The 18,443-nt window shown below is 60.0% G+C and carries 15 protein-coding genes; all 15 read left to right on the plus strand.

Going from position 1 to position 18,443, the window contains the following annotated elements:
• Nucleotides 1-603: 603 nt before the first annotated feature.
• The 15 genes from K359_RS0137295 to K359_RS0137375 all read left to right on the plus strand — a co-directional run bounded on the left by K359_RS0137295 (nucleotide 604) and on the right by K359_RS0137375 (nucleotide 18,240).
• Nucleotides 604-1,383: a transglutaminase family protein gene (locus tag K359_RS0137295; RefSeq protein WP_029083815.1), complete on the plus strand. Its 780-nt coding sequence runs from the start codon at nucleotides 604-606 to the stop codon at nucleotides 1,381-1,383.
• A gap of 151 nt (nucleotides 1,384-1,534) precedes the next feature.
• On the plus strand, nucleotides 1,535-3,658 hold the full coding sequence (locus K359_RS0137300) for a catalase (protein WP_029083816.1): 2,124 nt from the start codon (nucleotides 1,535-1,537) through the stop codon (nucleotides 3,656-3,658).
• A 430-nt stretch (nucleotides 3,659-4,088) separates the two neighbouring features.
• Nucleotides 4,089-4,598 (plus strand): ferritin-like domain-containing protein, encoded by a 510-nt coding sequence (locus tag K359_RS54185; protein ID WP_035977790.1) that lies wholly within the window; start codon nucleotides 4,089-4,091, stop codon nucleotides 4,596-4,598.
• A 508-nt stretch (nucleotides 4,599-5,106) separates the two neighbouring features.
• Nucleotides 5,107-6,888 (plus strand): methyl-accepting chemotaxis protein, encoded by a 1,782-nt coding sequence (locus K359_RS0137315; RefSeq protein WP_245284833.1) that lies wholly within the window; start codon nucleotides 5,107-5,109, stop codon nucleotides 6,886-6,888.
• A complete protein-coding gene (locus K359_RS54190) occupies nucleotides 6,881-8,407 on the plus strand; it encodes a chemotaxis protein CheW (RefSeq protein ID WP_051346622.1) in 1,527 nt (508 codons plus the stop codon). Before K359_RS0137315 ends, K359_RS54190 begins: the two co-directional genes overlap by 8 nt.
• Nucleotides 8,404-9,474, plus strand: coding sequence for a chemotaxis-specific protein-glutamate methyltransferase CheB (gene cheB / locus K359_RS0137325; RefSeq protein ID WP_029083818.1), 1,071 nt, complete (start codon nucleotides 8,404-8,406; stop codon nucleotides 9,472-9,474). The genes K359_RS54190 and cheB overlap by 4 nt, the downstream gene beginning before the upstream one ends.
• A gap of 65 nt (nucleotides 9,475-9,539) precedes the next feature.
• A complete protein-coding gene (locus K359_RS0137330; RefSeq protein WP_371261234.1) occupies nucleotides 9,540-10,079 on the plus strand; it encodes a HEAT repeat domain-containing protein in 540 nt (179 codons plus the stop codon).
• 3 nt (nucleotides 10,080-10,082) lie between these two features.
• Complete coding sequence (locus K359_RS0137335) at nucleotides 10,083-10,934, plus strand: protein-glutamate O-methyltransferase CheR (RefSeq protein WP_198031232.1); 852 nt, start codon at nucleotides 10,083-10,085, stop codon at nucleotides 10,932-10,934.
• Entirely contained in the window at nucleotides 10,931-11,320 is a 390-nt protein-coding gene (locus K359_RS0137340; protein WP_156928859.1) for a response regulator, read from the plus strand. The genes K359_RS0137335 and K359_RS0137340 overlap by 4 nt, the downstream gene beginning before the upstream one ends.
• The gene (locus tag K359_RS0137345; protein ID WP_051346623.1) at nucleotides 11,317-13,524 is read left to right on the plus strand and encodes a chemotaxis protein CheA; all 2,208 of its coding nucleotides are present in this window, start codon (nucleotides 11,317-11,319) and stop codon (nucleotides 13,522-13,524) included. Before K359_RS0137340 ends, K359_RS0137345 begins: the two co-directional genes overlap by 4 nt.
• Nucleotides 13,521-13,772, plus strand: a complete 252-nt coding sequence (locus K359_RS0137350; protein WP_029083823.1) for a hypothetical protein — start codon at nucleotides 13,521-13,523, stop codon at nucleotides 13,770-13,772. The genes K359_RS0137345 and K359_RS0137350 overlap by 4 nt, the downstream gene beginning before the upstream one ends.
• A gap of 77 nt (nucleotides 13,773-13,849) precedes the next feature.
• Nucleotides 13,850-14,233: a response regulator transcription factor gene (locus K359_RS0137355; protein ID WP_029083824.1), complete on the plus strand. Its 384-nt coding sequence runs from the start codon at nucleotides 13,850-13,852 to the stop codon at nucleotides 14,231-14,233.
• Nucleotides 14,233-14,892, plus strand: a complete 660-nt coding sequence (locus K359_RS0137360) for a chemotaxis protein CheC (protein WP_029083825.1) — start codon at nucleotides 14,233-14,235, stop codon at nucleotides 14,890-14,892. The genes K359_RS0137355 and K359_RS0137360 overlap by 1 nt, the downstream gene beginning before the upstream one ends.
• Nucleotides 14,876-17,206: a PAS domain S-box protein gene (locus K359_RS54195; RefSeq protein ID WP_051346624.1), complete on the plus strand. Its 2,331-nt coding sequence runs from the start codon at nucleotides 14,876-14,878 to the stop codon at nucleotides 17,204-17,206. The genes K359_RS0137360 and K359_RS54195 overlap by 17 nt, the downstream gene beginning before the upstream one ends.
• Nucleotides 17,207-17,874: 668 nt before the next feature.
• Entirely contained in the window at nucleotides 17,875-18,240 is a 366-nt protein-coding gene (locus K359_RS0137375) for a response regulator (RefSeq protein ID WP_029083826.1), read from the plus strand.
• Nucleotides 18,241-18,443: the final 203 nt, after the last annotated feature.

Raw genomic sequence — 18,443 nt, forward strand, 5'->3', positions numbered from 1 at the left:
GTTGGTGAAGACATAGCTGCATTTTGCGGGAGGAGGTATCGGCCGCCAGCTGGCGGCCCATCTGCAAGGCCAACTCGTTGCAGCGTTTCTTCAAACCAAATCATCTCGTTAAGCCGCGTTGTCGGAATGGCTTCAATGCCGTTGACGACGAGAAGAATTTTACAGAGACGCGGTCTTCGTAGACGGAACTGACTTTCATATCCAGCCCTTCGCCGATCTAGGTAAAGGCGAACTCCGCGCCCTCCTTTTCGACGGATTAGGCAGCACTCCGATGGTCGTATCCCTGAACAGTGCCGCCGAGCGCGGCGAGGGACGCATAGCGAAAACGCGGCGCGCATCAGGAGGACCAGTTGAGCGGCGTGCCAAACTGTCGCGGTTTTTGTCCGGCCCCACAATGCTGACCTCCGGATTTGCTTTAGAGGAACTTTGCTAAGGGCTTTTGGAGCCCCTGCCCCGAGTGCGGAAATCTATATCCGAAGAGCTGCTTTGGATTCTGTTGCACTCAGATGCTGCTCCTACCTCCGACGGCATGGCCCGATGGAACAACGATAACGGCTCGCGTCTTGCAGAGCACGCAGTCCAATACAGGACATAGAGGATACGATGAAGCTGTCGATCGAAGCCGAACTCGTTTACAATTTTGTCCAGGATACCCAAATCATCGCCAACATCGAGGCCGCGAGCACCAGCGATCAGGCCATCCTATCGGAATCGTTTCGCGTTCAGCCGACGGCGCGAATCCTTTCCGACATCACCTCTCACGGGGACCGCCGGATTCGCGCCTCGCTCTCCGGTGAGGTGACGATCAGCTACGTTGCGGTCGTCGAGAACAACCTCCGGCAATTGCTTCCTCGGTCGGGTCGTCAGCGTGTATGGTCCGACCTGCCAAGCGACGTCCTCCCGTTTCTGCTCCCAAGCCGCTTCTGCCCGTCCGACAAGTTCATGCGGTTCGCACAACGTGAGTTCGGCGACGCGGGCGACGGGGTAAGCCGGATTATGGCAATTCTTGAGTGGATCAATGGCAACGTCGATTACGTTGCCGGCGTCAGCAATGCCGAAACGACGGCCGAGAGGACCTTCGTGGACCGGGCTGGGGTCTGCCGTGACTTTACCCATCTAGGGATCACATTGGCCAGGGCTTTGGGCATCCCGGCCCGGGCCGTGAGCGCTTACGCGCTGCAACTCGACCCGCCGGATTTTCACGCCATCTTCGAGGTCTACCTTGAGAATTGCTGGTGGCTCATCGATCCGACCCGGCTGGCGCCGATCGAGGGCATCGTCCGCATCGCGAGCGGCCGCGACGCATCCGATATCGCCTTTCTGACATCGGACAGGCAGTGCCAGGTCATCAGCCAGAGGATCGCAGTTTCCAAGGCACGGTGAGCCACGGGACGACGGCCCGACGACACAAACGTCCGGCGATAGACGAGGCGATTTGCAACCAACACCAAGAAGGACACGTGGTCGAAATAGGAACGTAGCGCGTCTCGCCGGAATTAGAGGTTCCTCAGCTCCGGCTCCGGAAAACCAAACAATGGCGAAGACAACGAAAGCAACCCACGAATCCAGCGGGACGGCAACGATCCACGATCAAAAGCTCGACCGTGGTGAAGGAGGTGAACTTCACCAATTCGCATCAGGCAAGACCCCTGCGCTCACGACCGCGCAAGGTGGCCCTGTTTCCGACGATCAAAACTCCCTGAAGACTGGTCCGCGCGGCCCGACGCTGATAGAGGATTTTCACTTTCGGGAGAAGATCTTCCACTTCGACCACGAACGGATTCCCGAACGAGTGGTGCATGCGCGTGGCTATGCGGCGCACGGCTACTTCGAGACATTCAAGCCGCTAACAAAGTACACCAAGGCTGATCTATTCCAGCGCGCCGGCGAAATGACGCCTGCGTTCGTCCGGTTTTCGACCGTTGCTGGAAGTAAGGGTTCTGTCGACCTAGCCCGGGACGTCCGGGGCTTCGCCGTGAAGCTCTACACACAGGAAGGTAATTGGGACATCGTCGGCAACAACATGCCGGTTTTCTTCATCCAGGATGCCATCAAGTTCCCCGACCTAATTCATGCGGTCAAGGAAGAACCCGACTGCGCGTTTCCGCAAGCGCAATCGGCGCACGATAACTTTTGGGATTTTATCAGTCTCACCCCCGAGAGCATGCACATGATCATGTGGGTGATGTCCGACCGGGCCATCCCGCGCTCGTTTCGCTTCATGGAAGGTTTTGGCGTCCACACCTTCCGACTGTTGAATGCGAAGAACGAGTCCACCTTCGTCAAATTCCATTGGAAGCCCAAATTGGGCATGCAGTCGGTGGTCTGGAACGAAGCCGTCAAAATCAACGGCGCCGATCCAGACTTCCACCGGCGAGATCTCTGGACGGCAATCAAAAGCGGCAACTTCCCGGAATGGGAGCTTCAACTGCAAATGTTCGATCAAGCGTTCGCAGATTCCTTCGAGTTCGATGTGCTTGATCCGACTAAGCTCATACCAGAGGAAATGTTGCCTCCCGTCCCGGTTGGTCGGTTGGTGCTCGACCGCATGCCCGACAATTTCTTCATGGAGACCGAACAGGTCGCCTTCATGACCCAAAACATTCCGCCGGGAATCGACTTCTCCAACGATCCGCTGCTACAGGGACGCAATTTCTCGTACCTCGACACCCAGCTCAAGCGTCTGGGAAGCGCGAACTTCACGCACATTCCGATCAATGCGCCCAAATGCCCGTTCGCTCACTTCCAACAGGATGGGCACATGGCCATGCGCAATCCGGTCGGGCGCGCCAACTACCAGCCGAATTCCTTCGGCGAAGGCCCGCGAGAGTCACCTCAGCACGGCTTCACGTCATTCGCCGACGTAGAGCATGGCCCCAAACGTCGATTGCGCGCCGAGAGTTTCGCGGACCATTATAGCCAGGCCCGCCAGTTCTTCATCAGCCAGACCGTGGGCGAGCAGACCCATATCGCCGCGGCTTTGGCGTTCGAACTCAGCAAGGTCAAAACACCCGCAATCCGAGAGCGAATGGTCTCGCATCTCCTGAACATCGACGAGACGCTTGCCAAGAAAGTCGCCAGCAAGCTCGGATTGCAGAAGATGCCGAAGCCAGCGGACGCAGCCGTACCGACCCGGCACGATCTTGATCCCTCCCCGGCGCTGAGCATCGTCGAAAATGGACCCGAGTGCTTCGAGGGCCGAAACCTGGGTATCCTCGTTTCCGGCGGAACGGATGCCAGCCTGCTTCGGGCATTAAAGGCTGCTCTCGACAAGGCCGGAGCGACGTACGAGATCATCGCGCCAGTGGTCACTGGTGTCGAGGCGAGCGACGGCAGCTGGATTAACGCCGATCAAATGATCGATGGCGGACCATCGGTGCTATACGACGCGGTTGCCCTGCTGCCGGCTGAGGCGGCCATGGAGGATCTGCTGCAGGAGTCTTCTGCACGAGATTTTGTCGCCGACGCCTTTGCTCATTGCAAGTTCATCGGCTACGCCCGCTCTGCGCTGCCGTTGTTCGGGAAAGCAGGTATCGCCGCTGATGATTTCGATGAAGGTTGCATCGCCTTAAAAAACGCTAAGGACGTCAAATCGTTTGTCGACGGTCTTGCCAAGCTCCGCGTCTGGGGACGCGAACCCAACGTCAAGATGCCCTAGAAAAGGAGTCCGCGATGCGCGGCCTGAACAAGCGTCGACAGCGAGCCTACGAGCTTTGGGAGGAGAGCGGCAAGACAAGCTATTCGGAAATCGTCCTCTGGCTGCAAGCGGAAACGTGAAGTCGGAACGGAAGCAGCACTTGAACCGCCGCAGGACAGACTGGAATGGATCGCGGGCCCGACGGCAAACACGCTGCAATCAAATCAATACGCTTTTGTCTCTTGCGCGCTGAGCAGGCGAGATGTGAGCCGGCTTAATCGATGCGCTCCGCAAACTGCGTGGAGACCGGTGACAGGAGGTTCGCAGAGGAACCATTGACATAGCTGCCCATTGTCGTGGCACGCTAACTCATCTCATTGCAACGTCAGATGAGCATCATGACTGATAACGCAGGCGCCACGCCTCTCCCTTCTCACTACAAGGTAACCCCATGGCCAAAAAGCCAATGCTGCTGAGCGACCTTTTTCACGAAACGCTGAAGGACATCTATTTCGCCGAGAACAAGATCGTCAAAACGCTCCCGAAGATGGCGAAGGCGGCACAGTCGAAGGACCTGCAGAAGGCCTTCACCAAGCATCTGCGAGAAACAGAGGGCCAGATCAAACGGCTCAATCGGATCTTCAAGATCATTGGCAAGCCGGCACGCGGAAAGACCTGCGCCGCCATCAACGGCATCACCGAAGAAGGTGCCGAGATCATGAAAGACTTCAAGGGAATGCCCGCACTCGACGCCGGTTTGCTGGCGGCGGCCCAGGCCGTCGAGCATTACGAGATGTCGCGTTATGGTACGTTGCGGACCTGGGCAGAAGAGCTCGGGATGCCGGATGCTGCCAAGCTTCTGCAGGCGACGCTAGACGAGGAGCAAGCCACGGATTCGGCCCTCACCAAGCTCGCTAAGACCCTGGTTAATGTCGAGGCCGAACACGACCTTGCAGCATAGCACGGCCAGGGTTTACCAATCGGGTTCGTTGCGATTGCCGGGCTTTCGACCGAAGTCCGGCGCTCCCATTGAGTGAGGCTTAGCCTGCCTGGCAGACCAACAGGCAAGTTGTGAGGCCGAACTTGCCGCCGTGGATCGGTGCGCGCGCAGCTCTTCTTGCGTCCGTGTCCCGCAAGCCTAGGGCGGTCGCCGCTCGGGCGCACTCAGCCGACTAGTCCATATCCCACCACTGCCGATGGGGCATTCACCCGCCATCCCTACAGCCCACGCGGCGCGTCGGAGCAATACCCAATCTGCGCAAATATGGCGTATGGTCCGTCTCGTGAGCCCGGCGCCCGTTCAATCGAGATTCCATATGGCCCTTGTAAAGACGTCTAAAATAGTAGGTTCGGCAACAAAGGCCCGGCGCCCGGCCGAAGGTCAGCGCGCCGCGGTGGCCGCGCAGCCCCCGGCACCCCGGAGGACCAGGGCCGGGAAAGCCTTAGGCAAGGACAAGGTGTCCGAGAGGGTGGCCGCCGCCACGGAAGAACTATCCAGCGGCCTTTCGGAAGCCTCGGCGGCCGCGGAAGAACTTCGGCGCTCCATGGAGCAGATTGCGGCGGGTGCTGACGAGGCAGCGGGCGCTTCCCAGGAGCAGTTGGCGGCAATCAGGCAGGTTACAGCCAACCTGACAACGGCCCGCGGAGAAGCCGACAATTCCCGGCGCAGGACGGAAACCGCCCAGGTTCTGCTCGCCGAAACCGCTGCGCAGATCGGCGCGTCCATTCAATCCATCGAGCGAAATTCCGAACGGCAGGTCTCCTCGAGCGCGATTATCCGCGAACTTGAACGTCGGGCGAAGGATGTGAGCGAAATCACCGGCGCGGTGAGCCGAATTTCAGATCAAACGAACCTGCTTGCTCTCAACGCTGCCATCGAAGCCGCACGTGCCGGCGATCACGGGCGCGGTTTTGCCGTCGTCGCCGAAGAGGTCAGAGCCCTCGCCGAGGTTTCGGACAAGAGCGCCATTGAAGTGCAGGGACTGGCGGAGGACATCCAGTCGAACGTTCGCGAGACGGCCGGAACGGTCAAAGCGGCGGCGGATATGGCCGTCGAGCATGCCAAGACGGGGCAGTCTGTCGTCGAAATTTTGGGCAGGCTGAGGGCCGGGATGATTGAGCTCGCCGACGGCAGCGAGGAGACCCTCACGGCAGCCATCGAAGCCGAACGGGCCATCCAGGAGGCACAAAAAGGTGCCGAACTCGTTGCTGGAGCGGCCGAGGAGCAGGCCTCCGCTGCAAACGAGGCCCAGTCGGCCATCCGTCAACAGGCTCAATCGCTGGATCAGGGTCAGGCGGCCGCCCAATCCCTGGCGTCCATCTCGGAAAGTCTTCGCGCCGGGAGCGCCGGCACTTCTGCGGCCGAGCAGATCGCCAGCATGGCGGAGCAGCTTTCGGCGACGATTCAGGAGCTTTCCAGCGCAGCTAGTCAGATCTCGACCGCGGTCGAACAAATAAATCGCGGATCGCAACAGCAGGCTGCGGCAGCCCAGCAGACTTCGGCTGCGCTGGCCCAAATCGAGAAGAGCGCGCGCGTCGCGCAGGAGAAGGGGCGACTGGCTACCGACCGTATCGCGACCATGGTCAAGTCGCTCGCGGATGGCCGCAAGGCTGTCGAAGGCCTGATCGAAGGTGTAGCCAAGGCCCTCGACAAGACCCGTGCGAGCCTCGAAACAATCATCTCCCTCGAAGCGATCGGCCGCAAGATCGAGAAGATCGTCGATGCGATCGCCTTGGTCAATATCCAGACCAACATGCTTGCTGTGAGTGGATCCGTGGAAGCAGCGCGCGCCGGCGAAGCTGGTCGTGGCTTTGCCCTTGTGTCGAACGATATCCGCTCCCTCGCCCGCGAGGCGTCGGAAAGCGTCGAACGCATCAAGGATACAGTACGCGGCATTCTTGATCATATCGCGCTGCTTCGGCGCGATCTCGAACAGATCATCGCCGCCGGAGAAGTCGAAGTTCAGAACAATAGGTCGGTCATCAAGGCGCTCGAAGATGCCACCGGCGAGTTCGCAGCATTGGGAAATGCCAACAAGCTCATCCAGCAAGGCGCCAGCGCAATCTTGACCGCGGCGGGAGAGACCGCGGCCGCAGCCCGACAGATCGCGTCCGCCGCGGAGGAAGCAAGCACAGCCTCGCGGCAGGCCGCGACGGCATCCGCCGAGCAGGCTCAGGGTGCGGACGACCTTGCCGCCGCGATCGAAGAAATTGCATCCTTGTCTGAGGCAATGACGAAGCAGAATGGCTGACATCGTCGAAACCAGAGAGTTGACCGACGAACGTTTTCTTACGTTCAAGAGCGAGGGTCGTTTCTACGCCCTACCCGCCGCGCTGGTGTCGGAAGTGACCCGGATGCTGCCTCTCGCGCGGATCCCGCAGGCACCCCGGAGCCTCATGGGTCTCGCCAACCATCGCGGCGCGGTGCTCCCCGTGGCGAGCGTCCGGGCGCTTCTGGGACGGGAGGAAACCACCTCGACACAGACCACCCGCCTGATCGTCCTTGCTGGCGCATCGCCCGTCGCGTTGGCGGTGGACGAGATCGCGAAGCTGGTTCAAGTTATGCCTGGACAGGTCAAGACGGCGGAGGCCGAGGTGGCGTCCGAAGCCGGCGAACATCTGACGGGGGTTTTCGACAGCGGCGCTCACGTCACCAAGATTTTGGACGTCGCCGAATTGCTGCGCCGCGGCTTCGCCCAGAGCGCACCAAAACGGCAATCGCAGGCGACGGCGGTTCTAGCGGCAACCGTGCGCAATGCCGCGGTCGAGACCATCCGGCAGCGTCTGGTCACGTTCGAGGTCGCCGGCCAGGAGTATGCGCTTCCGCTCGAAGCGGTGCGGGAGATCGTTACTGCGCCCGAGACCTTTACATCCGTTCCCGGGAGCGACGAGGCGGTGCGTGGCGTCATGCCCTACCGGGACGGGTTGTTACCATTGCTATCGTTGCGGCGGCTTCTAGGGCTGCCATCGGCTGTCCTTTCGCGAGAGAAGGTGCTGATCGTCGCCATCGGCGACGTTGTGGTCGGATTTGTCGCCGATCGCAGCCACGCAGTTCTTTCGGTCGATCCGAGCCGGGTCGAACCGGCGCCTCCCGTTCTCGCTGCCCGGGCCGGCGGGGAAGCGGAAATCAAGGAAATCTATCGTGCAGCGCAAGGCAGACTCGTTTCGATTCTGGCGCCGGAGCGCTTATTTCGCGAGGACGTCATGCAAAAGCTTATGCAGGGCGATGCAACCATGAAAGCGAAGGCCGAGGACAGTCACAGCGAGGCGAAGGCCGACGAGTTACAGTTTCTGGTCTTCCGGCTCGACGGCGGTGAGTTCGCGTTACCGATCGAAGCAGTAGAGGAAGTCGCAAGAGTGCCGGATCGCATGACCCGTCTTCCGAAAACGCCAAAGTTCCTTGAAGGCGTTGTCAATCTTCGGGGTGAAGTCCTTCCAGTTGTCGATCAACGACGCCGCTTTGACATGACCGCAACCATTGCGGGAGAGAACCGGCGGCTGATTGTGGTTCGGACCAAGCAACATCGCGCCGGACTGATCGTCGACAGCGTCCAGGAGGTCCTGCGTTGCGCGCCTGAATCGATCAAGCCCTCCCCCGATCTGACCGGGGATGCACTTGGCGTCGTGCAGTCGGTCATCAATCTCGAGGCGTCAGGCCGGATCGTCCTGCTGCTCGACCCTGCCGAGTTATTGACCCGGACCGAACGAGGCCTACTGGATTCCTTCAACAAGGAAGCCCTCAGCAAAGAGAGCCGGCAGACGAAGCCGTGATCAAAGTCCTTGTCGTCGACGATTCCGCGCTCGTCCGGAAATTGATCGGCCAGGCGTTTTCGAGAGAGGCCGATTTCGAGGTCGGCTTCGCCCGAAACGGGCGTGAGGCGCTTGCCGCGATTGCGAGCTTTCGGCCCGACGTGGTGACGCTAGACGTTCACATGCCAGTGATGGACGGCCTCGCCTGCCTCGACAGGATCATGGTCGAAACGCCCTGCCCGGTCGTCATGGTGTCGTCGATGACGGAGGCAGGGGCTGACGCCACGCTCGAGGCGTTGCGGCTCGGCGCGGTCGACTTCGTGGCGAAGCCCACCGGCGCGGTTTCTCTCCGGTTTGACGATGTCGGCCGCATGCTGATCGAGAAAGTCCGGGCTGCCGCGGGGGCCCGCCTGAAATCCAGCTTGAGGCTCCGCGACAGGGTCCGCTTCCGGATCGGCGAAGGCGCCCGCCCCCCCGCGTCGTCACCAGGCAGAAAAGCTAAGCCAATCCGCAAAGGCGAAGGTCTGGTGCTGGTCGGAACGTCGACCGGAGGCCCCCCGGCATTGGAGGCCCTGCTCTCGGGCCTTCCCCCGTCCTTTCCGTGGCCAATCCTGGTTGCCCAACATATGCCGGCCACCTTCACTGGGCCATTGGCGCGCCGCCTGGACGGAATGAGCGCACTTCGCGTTCAGGAAGTGCGCGATCCGATCGCGATCCAGCCCGGGCACGTCTACATCGGCCGCGGCGACGCCGACGTCATCGTCTCAAGGCGGGGCTCGGCCCTTCTCGCCATGGCCGCCCCCGCACAGGCTGACTATCCGTGGCACCCCAGCACGGACCGGTTGGTCCGGAGCGCACTGAACCATATGGCCGCGAGCCAGTTGATCGGAGTACTCATGACGGGCATGGGAAATGACGGGGCAGAGGCAATGGCGCTGATCCATGCGGGCGGCGGCAAGACCATCGCGGAAGCGGAGGAAACGGCCGTCGTCTGGGGCATGCCCGGAGAACTGGTCAAGGCGAAAGGCGCCGACTTCATTATGCCACTCAACAAGATTGCAGCGCAGTTGAAGAAATTGGTGAGCTGATGCCGTTGGTACGGAAGCCGTCATCCCCAACAGAGCCCATACTGGACAACCGGCGAGTTTCCGAAATGCTTCTCGGCGGGTCATTGGAGGACCGATGGACCGCGGCGCGAAACGCTCCGGCGCTTCCAAACGCGCTTCCATTGCTCAGTGAAGCGCTGTCAAAGGAGAGCGCACCCCGAGTCCGCGAGGCTATCCTGACGGCCCTTGCCAGGATCGGCTCGCCGGAAAGCGCCGCGGTTACCCTGCCCTACTTGCGTTCCGACGATGCGGCTCAGCGAACCGCGGTTCTTGATGCGCTCCGCGCCATGCCAGCTGCAGCGGCTACGCATCTTCCTGGCCTATTGAGTGATGCCGACGCGGATGTTCGCTTGCTCGCATGCGAGATTGCACGCGGCCTTTCAACTGAGGACGCAAGCCGGCTGCTCGGAGATATGATCGAGCGTGAGCTCAACTCCAATGTATGCGCGGCGGCTATCGAAGTTTTGGCCGAGACTGGCGATGCAACGAGCCTGCCGGTGTTGGCACGATGTTCCGACCGCTTTCCAGACGACCCGTTTCTGCAATTTGCAATCAATGTCGCGCGCGATCGCATCGGATCACGCTGACAAATGTCTGCTGCACCTCCTCACATAACCGAGGACGAATACCGGAAGCTCGCTGAATTTCTGTATCGGCGGACCGGCATGGTTTTCACGCAGACGAAGCGATATTATGTCGAACGCCGAATTCTGGATCGAATAGACGCAACATCGAGCCAATCATTTGCGGCCTATTTCGCCTATCTCCGCAGCGAGCTTTGCGACGAGGTCGAGCATCTCATCAACGCGTTCACCGTCAACGAGACTTACTTTTATCGTGAAGACCACCAACTTGCGTGCCTCAGCGCGGATCTGTTGAAGGAACGTGTGGCAGCAAAGCGGCTCGGCGACACCATCCGGATCTGGTCGGTCCCCTGCTCGACCGGAGAAGAACCGTATTCAATTGCAATCTGGTTGCTGGAGAACTGGAAGGACGTCGACGCCTACGACATCGAGATCGTGGGATCGGACATCGACACCCGCGCTCTCCAAGCGGCGGGAGAAGGCATCTTCGGCAAACGGGCGCTCATGAGAATGTCGCCCGAACTGATCGGCCGTTACTTTCATGGGCTGGACGCCGAGCGATGGCAAATTCTAGACGACCTACGCCAGTCGGTCCGCTTTTCCCGCGTTAATCTGATTGAGACCAGGGAAACCAAGCCGCAGGGCAGGTTCGATGTGATTTTCTGCCGCAACGTACTGATCTACTTCGACGACGAATCACGCCGCATCGCTGCGGAAAACCTGTACGATAACCTGCTCCCAGGCGGCTTCATCTGTCTGGGGCATACCGAGTCGATGAGTCGAATCTCGCCCCTGTTCGAGGTCTGCCGATACTCAGGCGCGATCGTTTATCGAAGGCCGGAGGAATTGCTCCCGTGAACGGCTCTTCCAAAAAAAGGATTCTCATCATCGACGATGCCGCGCTCGTCAGGACATATTATCGCTCGGCCCTGGAAGTGCGTGGCTTCATCGTGGAGGAAGCTCTCAATGGCCTAGAGGGTCTGGAGAAGGTGTTGTTGCAGCCCTTCGATCTCGCGATCGTTGACGTCAACATGCCGCAAATGGACGGAATCACGTTTCTGCTCGAGTTGCGCTCGAAGGCGCTTCCCGTGTCAGGCGTACCGGTCCTGGTGATCAGCACGGAAGCCGGAATACAGGACATCGCGGCGGCGCGACGCGCCGGCGCGAACTACTATCTCGTAAAGCCAATCAAGCAGGAAGTTCTGGCGGAATATGCAGCCGTGTTCTGCGGAGCTCCGCAATGAACGAGTTTGTAGAGCAGTTTCTCCTAGAATCGAGGGAGCTCATCAACCAAGCGATCGACGATTTGATGGCGCTCGAAGAGAAACCCGGTGACAGAGAAAGTCTGGACGGTGCATTCCGGGCTTTCCATACGCTCAAGGGTGCCGCCGGCATCGTCGAATTCGCTGCCATGGCAAGAACACTGCATGCTGCCGAAGACATTCTGGCGCTCTTACGGTCCTCGACAAGGCCCGTCGCTCCAAACGTCCTCAACGAGTGCCTGGCTTGTCTCGATCTTACGTCGCGATGGCTGGACGCGATGCAGGCGAATGGCGGGACGCCTCCCGCTGCGGAGGCCGACGCGGACGAGATGATCGCCCGGCTCGTCGGGTCGATGGATATCGACGAAAGCGAGATGCCCGCCGCTCCTGCTCCGCCTGGCGGCGATTGGCTGAACAGGTTGCGCAATGCCGCCGGTGACCAGTTCTCCGGGACGCTGACTGCAGTGCGTCTCGCACCGGATCCGGAGGCCTTCTTTCATGGAAGCGATCCGCTCTCGGCCATAGCGGACCTCCCGGAGTTGCTGATCGTCGACTTGGTCCTGACAAATCCGGCGATTTCGCTCGAAGCGATGAACACGTTCAGCTGCAACCTCGAAATTCTGGCGCTGACAAAAGCCCCCATCGTGGAAATCCGGAAGGCTCTTCATGGCTTCGGCGACAGGGCAGAAATCTGCCCATTGATTCCATCCGGAATTCCTGCACGAGATGCCGATCATCTCGCGCGTGCGACCGCAGTCCTCGAAGCCCAAGTCGGGCTATTGCGTGAGGACGCGTCTGGGGGCCTTTTGGGCCGCCTTTCATCTGCGGGCCGCACGTCCGCCAACACCTTGCGGTACCTTGGCAGGAGTGCGCTCGCTGGTGAGATCGAGGCCGCATTGGCTATCGCGCTTGCGCAAGAAAAATCCGGCCCGTTGATTGCTGCGATCGAGCGCACGCTTGAAACCGCAACTAAGTCAAAGCAATCGACCAATATTCCTACCGTTCAGATCGTCCCTCCACGTGCGTTACGGGTGGATATGGACCGGATCGACGCGCTCGTGAAACTCACTGGCGAGTTGCTTGTCGTGAAAAACACGATCGGGCACGTGGCAAAACAACTTCAAAATCATGAAGGTCCGGAAGCAATCGCCTCGGCCCTGCACGATCAACATGCACGGTTCGACCGATTGACGGCCGAACTTCAACGTGCGGTTCTTCGCATCCGCGTGCTTCCGCTGCGAACCGTCTTTCGTCGGTTTCCGAGGTTGGTGCGAGAGATTGCGGGCGACGTCGGCAAGGCCGCCAGGCTGATCACTGAAGGCGAAGGCACGGAGGCCGACGCCACCATTGTCGACGCCCTGTTCGAGCCGTTGCTGCATGTGCTGCGCAACGCGCTCGATCACGGAATCGAGACGTCGGAAGAGCGCACATCTGCCGGCAAGCCGGCGATGGGCACGGTCATCCTGCGCGGACGCCAGGACGCCGAGAACATCCTCATCGAGATCGAGGACGACGGGGCCGGCATCGACGTGGACCGGATCCGCACGTTCGCCGCCGCGAGGGGAATTGCTTCGGAGGAAGCGCTGTCAGCCATGACGGATGCGGAGGCGGTCGACCTGATCTTCGCGGCGTGCTTTTCCACTGCGGCAACAGTGACCGACCTGTCCGGCCGCGGGGTCGGAATGGATTCGGTCAGAGCGGCCGTGGGACGCCTGGGCGGCACGGCCGCGGTCCGCAGCCGGCTCGGCATCGGGACCACGGTTAGCTTGGTTCTGCCTTTCAGCCTGATGATGACCCGGGTGATGACCGTGGAAGCCGCGGGTCAGGCTTTTGGGCTTCCACTCGACAGCGTCGTGGAGACAACAATTGTCAGTCGCAGCGCAATCGTCCCGATTGGATCGGGCCAAGCGTTTGTGCTCAGGGAACGGGCCATCCCCCTGATCAACCTCGCGGAAGCGCTCGGCCTTACACGTGATGAAGCCGATCTGCAGACGGCAAAGATCGTGGTTGTGTCCACAAGTGGACAGATCGGTGGATTGGAGGTCGACCGGCTCGGCGAACGGCTGGACGTCATGCTCAAGCCGATGGAAGGGCTTCTGGGCGGTATGAGGTCGGTCTCCGGAACCACCTTGCTGGGAGACGGACGCGTGTTGGTCGTATTGGATCTGCAGGAGCTGTTCGCGTGACTATCGCATTGCATGATAACGTTATCCGGCTGATCGGCTCATGCCCCGCCGAGGACGGCGAAACGCTGTTGCAGCACTTGCTGACCAATCCGACGGCCCAGATCGACTGGCAGGGCTGCGCAAGCGCCCATACGACGGTGATCCAGGTTCTTCTGGTTTCCGGTCGTGCGGTCCAGGGGCCCGCCGCCGGCCCTTTTCTAGAACGGTTTATCGGCCCTGCATTGGCGCGTTCCAACCGTCAAGTTTGATCTTTCGCCGCTCCGCCAAAGATGCGAAACCATTGAAGAATTCGGTTCCAAGCTAAGGAGCCACAATCGGAGAATTTATGTCTTACACGCTCCTGATCGTTGATGACAGCAAGCTCGCCCGGATGTCCGCCGCCAAGGCCTTGAACAGTTTGCAGCCGGATTGGAGTCGGCTGGAAGCGTCGAATGCTGACGAAGCCCTTTCGCTGGCCAAGAACACTGCGTTCGACGTCGCCCTCCTCGACTTCAACATGCCCGGGCGGGACGGACTCGAGCTTGCGGCCGCATTGTTGGCTCTCCGCCCGTCGATGCCGCTTGCCGTGGTTTCTGCTAACCACCAGGAAGAGATCGTGCGCCGCGTCCGCGAGATTGGCGCCGCATTTCTTGTCAAGCCGCTGAACGAGCAAGCATTGGGCGCTTTCCTGGAAGATGCCGTGCGGCGGCTCAAGCAGGCGCAAGCATGATCGCTACGCAAACGGATCTGCTCAACGAGCTACAGCTCGACGCTCTCACCGAGCTCGTCAACATCGGCGTTAGCCGCGCGGCTTCAAGCCTACGGGAGATGGTCGGTTCGCAGGTCCATCTCTCAGTACCCAACGTTTCGCTCGAAACCCGATCTCGGGCCATAGCCATCCTCGCTGAAAGGGAGGTCTCGAACCTGGTCGCGGTGCATCAGGTCTTCGAAGGCGACTTCACGGGACGAGCACTCCTGATATTTCCCGAGACCAAAAGTCTCGAACTCGTCCGGGCCATCACCGGCGGTGACCTTCCGCTGGAGGACATCATAGAACTGGAGCAGGAGGCTTTGGCTGAAACGGGCAACATCCTTCTCAACAGTTGCCTTGCGACTATTGCCAACATGCTCCACCGGAGCTTGAAGATGTCGTTGCCGGAAGTGCTCCGCGGAAGCGCCGCAACTTTCTTCAACCTCGCGCCACCGCCGGAAGCCGGCGACGTCGTGATGTTTCTCTACATAAACTTCGCGATTCGCGAGCGTGACATCAGTGGTTACATCGCGATGATCATGGATCTTCCCTCTCTCACGGCTTTGACGCTTCTTCTAGACGAATTTATCGAACGAGCGACCGGCAAAACGGCACATTCAATTGACGATCCGGCTTGAAATAGAGGAATTTGTCGCAGCTTTCGATGCCTTGGATTCCGGCGTCGTTGTGCTCGATCGTGACCAGCGCGTCGTCGACTGGAATTACTGGTTCACATCGGCGAGCGGGATTTCCTCGGCCCAGGCCGCTGGCAAGACTCTGACAGAGCTTTTCCCGGGCCGCCCTCTCGGCCGCCTCGCGATGTCCGTCTCGGAGGCGCTCAGCCTGGGCTCCTCTGCGTTTCTGACGTATTTGCTGAACCGCGACCCGCTGCCTCTCCGGACAAGGGCGGGCTTGCCGCTGATCCACAACGTGTCAGTGCGTCCCTTCGGCCAGCGACCCTATTCGTACTGCTTGCTCCAGGTTTCAGATGTCACCGGCTCTGCCCACCGCGACCGGGTGCTCCGCGAGCGTCAAAACGCACGCTACGACGCGGTCGTCGAAAGCGCGTCGGATGCCATTCTCACGTTGGACGCGAATGGCCTCGTTCAGTTCGCCAACTCCTCATCGTTGCGCGAAACAGGTTTTGAGCGGAACGAACTGGTCGGTCGCGCCCTCGGGCATTTGTTCGAAGAGCCGCACCAATGGGACGAACTTTTTGATAAGGTGCTTTCCGAGGGCCGCTCATTGCGCCCGATCGAGATTGTTGCACGGCGCAAGGATGGATCGCGCATCTTCCTCGGCGTATCGGCATCTCGATGGACGAGCGACGGTCGCATGTTCGTAACCGCCATTTTGCGGGACGTTACTGAACGGCATGCTGCGGAAGAGGCTCTTCGCGAGTTGAACACGAGCCTCGAACAGCGCGTTGAAGAACGCACGCAAGAACGCGACCGGATCTGGCGGGTCAGCCGAGATATGCTCGGCGTCGCCTTGTCTGATGGGACCTGGATCAGCGTCAATCCGGCGTGGACAAAAGTGCTCGGATGGCAGATCGACGAGATCAGAGGAAAAACATCGGAATGGCTGGAGCATCCGAACGACAGGCGCAAGATGCGCGATGCTGTTGCCTCACTTGCGTTGCCGGAACAGAACGCAGAATTCGAAAGCAGCTTCCGGACCCGGGATGGTGACTTCCGCGACCTGGCCTGGACAGCAGTGAACGTCGATGGATTGCTCTACTGCGTAGCCCGTGACGTCACAGAGCAACACCGCCAACAGGAAGCCCTGGATAAGGCTGAGGACGCGCTGAGACAAGCGCAGAAAATGGAAGCTGTTGGTCAGCTTACCGGCGGCCTCGCCCATGACTTCAATAATTTGCTGACGGGCATTTCGGGCGCGCTTGAACTTCTCCAAATCCGGATATCCCAAGGCCGTTACAAGGACGTTGAACGCTATATATCGACCGCCCAAGGCGCCGCGAGCCGGGCAGCGGCATTGACCCATCGACTATTGGCTTTTTCGAGACGTCAGACGCTCGACCCGAAGGCAACCGATGTCAACCGGCTCATCGCCGGCATGAAGGACCTCATCAACAATACATTGGGCCCGGAAATCGAGATGACGATGACCACCGGAGCGATGCTCTGGACGACGCTGGTCGATCCGAACCAGTTGGAGAACGCCCTTCTAAACCTCTGCATTAATGCTCGCGACGCAATGCCAGATGGCGGCAAGCTGAAAATCGAAGCGGCCAACCGGACCGTGGATAGCGTAGATGCTTTCTCGTTCGAGATGCGACCTGGCGACTACGTGTGCCTGAGCGTGACCGATACAGGGACCGGCATGAGCGACGAAGTCGTCGAGCGCGCCTTCGATCCGTTCTACACGACCAAACCGCTCGGCCAAGGAACTGGGCTTGGCCTTTCCATGATCTACGGCTTCGCCAAGCAGTCGGGCGGCCAAGTCCGTATTTCCTCAGTTCTCGGCCGTGGCACTACTGTCCACCTTTTCCTGCCGCGACATTCGGAGCGAGAGGAGGCCACCGTAAGCTCAGCCGATTTCTCAACGGCCCCGCGTGCCGGAGCAGGCGAAACTGTACTCATCGTCGACGACGAATCTTCTGTGCGCATGCTCGTTGCTGAAGTTCTCGCCGAGCTTGGATATACGGCGATCGAGGCGGCCGATGGATCCAGCGCTTTGCAGGTTCTGCGGTCAGATACACGCATCGACCTCCTTGTGACCGACGTCGGGCTACCCGGGGGAATGAACGGACGACAGCTCGCGGATTTCGGACGATCTGCGAGACCCGCACTGAAAATCCTCTTCATTACGGGCTATGCGGAAAAGGTAGTGATGGACACAGGCGCATTGGACACGGAGATGGCTATCCTTACCAAACCGTTTGCCATGGACGGGCTGGCGGGCCGCATACGGGAACTGTTGCGTCAATGACCTACCTTGGAAAGAACGCCGATGCGCGAGGCTAACGATCTGCTCCGCTAGAGCTGGAACGAAAAGATGTGCGCCGACGGGAGACCGATCGATCCGTCACCCTCGATCGACCAGGCTATCGACGCCGGCTATCCGTGGCTTGAGATCAAGTGCTAACGTTGCAAGACGCCGAGGGCGGTCAGCCTGGCCCGCGCTGCGCCACGTGCGAACGACCAGGGTTCATGATCTCGCCAACCGCCTGCGCTGCGTGATATGCAGTAAAGTGGCAAGCGGACAGCCGCCGAACCGCTGCAGCTGCGGCAACGCTGTCCAATCCGAGACAAGACATGACCGAGCTGGCGCGCCGGCGTGACAGGGCGGCAGTGCGGAAGAAATGAGACATCTACTGCAACGACGTCCGCGTCGGCTCCATCGGGCAACCCGCGGGCGTGCGCGACCACGCGGACCAATGAAAATGCGGGTTCCGTCCCGAGGAAAATTCGCCGAAATAAGGATCGGCGCGGCCCTAGCCGTGCCCTGGCCAATTCGCCTTAAAAGTCCAAGTCCGTTCCGGACTTTGCCTGCAGTACAGACATCAAGCTTAACGGCCGAATTAAGGTACGATGAGCGCGCGGCCGGTTATGCTTATAGAACCCAATTTGGCCCGACAAAAAGGCAGACATTCCACGATGACCCGACCGGCCTATTCAGTCTTCGTCGTTGAGGACGAGACGATGATCAGGATGATGCTTGTGGAAATGCTGGAGGAGTTAGGTCACACCGTCGCGGCCGAAGCTGGTCACCTCGAGCAGGCGGTTCATCTGGCAAACCGTAGTGAGTTCGACTTCGCCATGCTAGATGTAAATCTCTCCGGCAGATCGAGCTCACCCGTGGCTGAGATCATCCGAGCACGTAAGCTTCCCTTCATCTTCTCAACCGGCTACGGCGCCAGTGGGATTCCACCCGAATTTGCCGATGTACCGGCAATCGAGAAACCCTTCACCATTGAAGTGCTGGGGCGCACTGTTGATGAACTCATGAGAGTCGTGGGTTAAAAAAGGGCCCAAGCGAGGGGGGCAAGCTGAGGCCCAGTTTCCACTTTGGTCGTCCCAGCGCCGCTACCGAATGGCGCCGGACTTACGACTACCGATCAGCGCATTAGCTCGGTCCTATTTCCACCTTCCTCGCCCCAACCAGCGACCCCCGGCACCGGAAATTTTTGCGGCGCCGAAGATCGCTACTCCCAGTGAGCTGATAG

The sequence above is a fragment of the Bradyrhizobium sp. th-b2 genome (genome assembly GCF_000426785.1).
In the GTDB taxonomy this organism is placed as follows: domain Bacteria; phylum Pseudomonadota; class Alphaproteobacteria; order Rhizobiales; family Xanthobacteraceae; genus Bradyrhizobium; species Bradyrhizobium septentrionale.

Coding starts and splice junctions, on each gene's coding strand:
- K359_RS0137295 (WP_029083815.1), top strand. CDS start 604: ATGAAGCTGTCGATCGAAGCCGAACTCGTTTACAATTTTGTCCAGGAT.
- K359_RS0137300 (WP_029083816.1), top strand. CDS start 1,535: ATGGCGAAGACAACGAAAGCAACCCACGAATCCAGCGGGACGGCAACG.
- K359_RS54185 (WP_035977790.1), top strand. CDS start 4,089: ATGGCCAAAAAGCCAATGCTGCTGAGCGACCTTTTTCACGAAACGCTG.
- K359_RS54190 (WP_051346622.1), top strand. CDS start 6,881: ATGGCTGACATCGTCGAAACCAGAGAGTTGACCGACGAACGTTTTCTT.
- K359_RS0137330 (WP_371261234.1), top strand. CDS start 9,540: ATGCTTCTCGGCGGGTCATTGGAGGACCGATGGACCGCGGCGCGAAAC.
- K359_RS0137335 (WP_198031232.1), top strand. CDS start 10,083: ATGTCTGCTGCACCTCCTCACATAACCGAGGACGAATACCGGAAGCTC.
- K359_RS0137345 (WP_051346623.1), top strand. CDS start 11,317: ATGAACGAGTTTGTAGAGCAGTTTCTCCTAGAATCGAGGGAGCTCATC.
- K359_RS0137355 (WP_029083824.1), top strand. CDS start 13,850: ATGTCTTACACGCTCCTGATCGTTGATGACAGCAAGCTCGCCCGGATG.
- K359_RS0137375 (WP_029083826.1), top strand. CDS start 17,875: ATGACCCGACCGGCCTATTCAGTCTTCGTCGTTGAGGACGAGACGATG.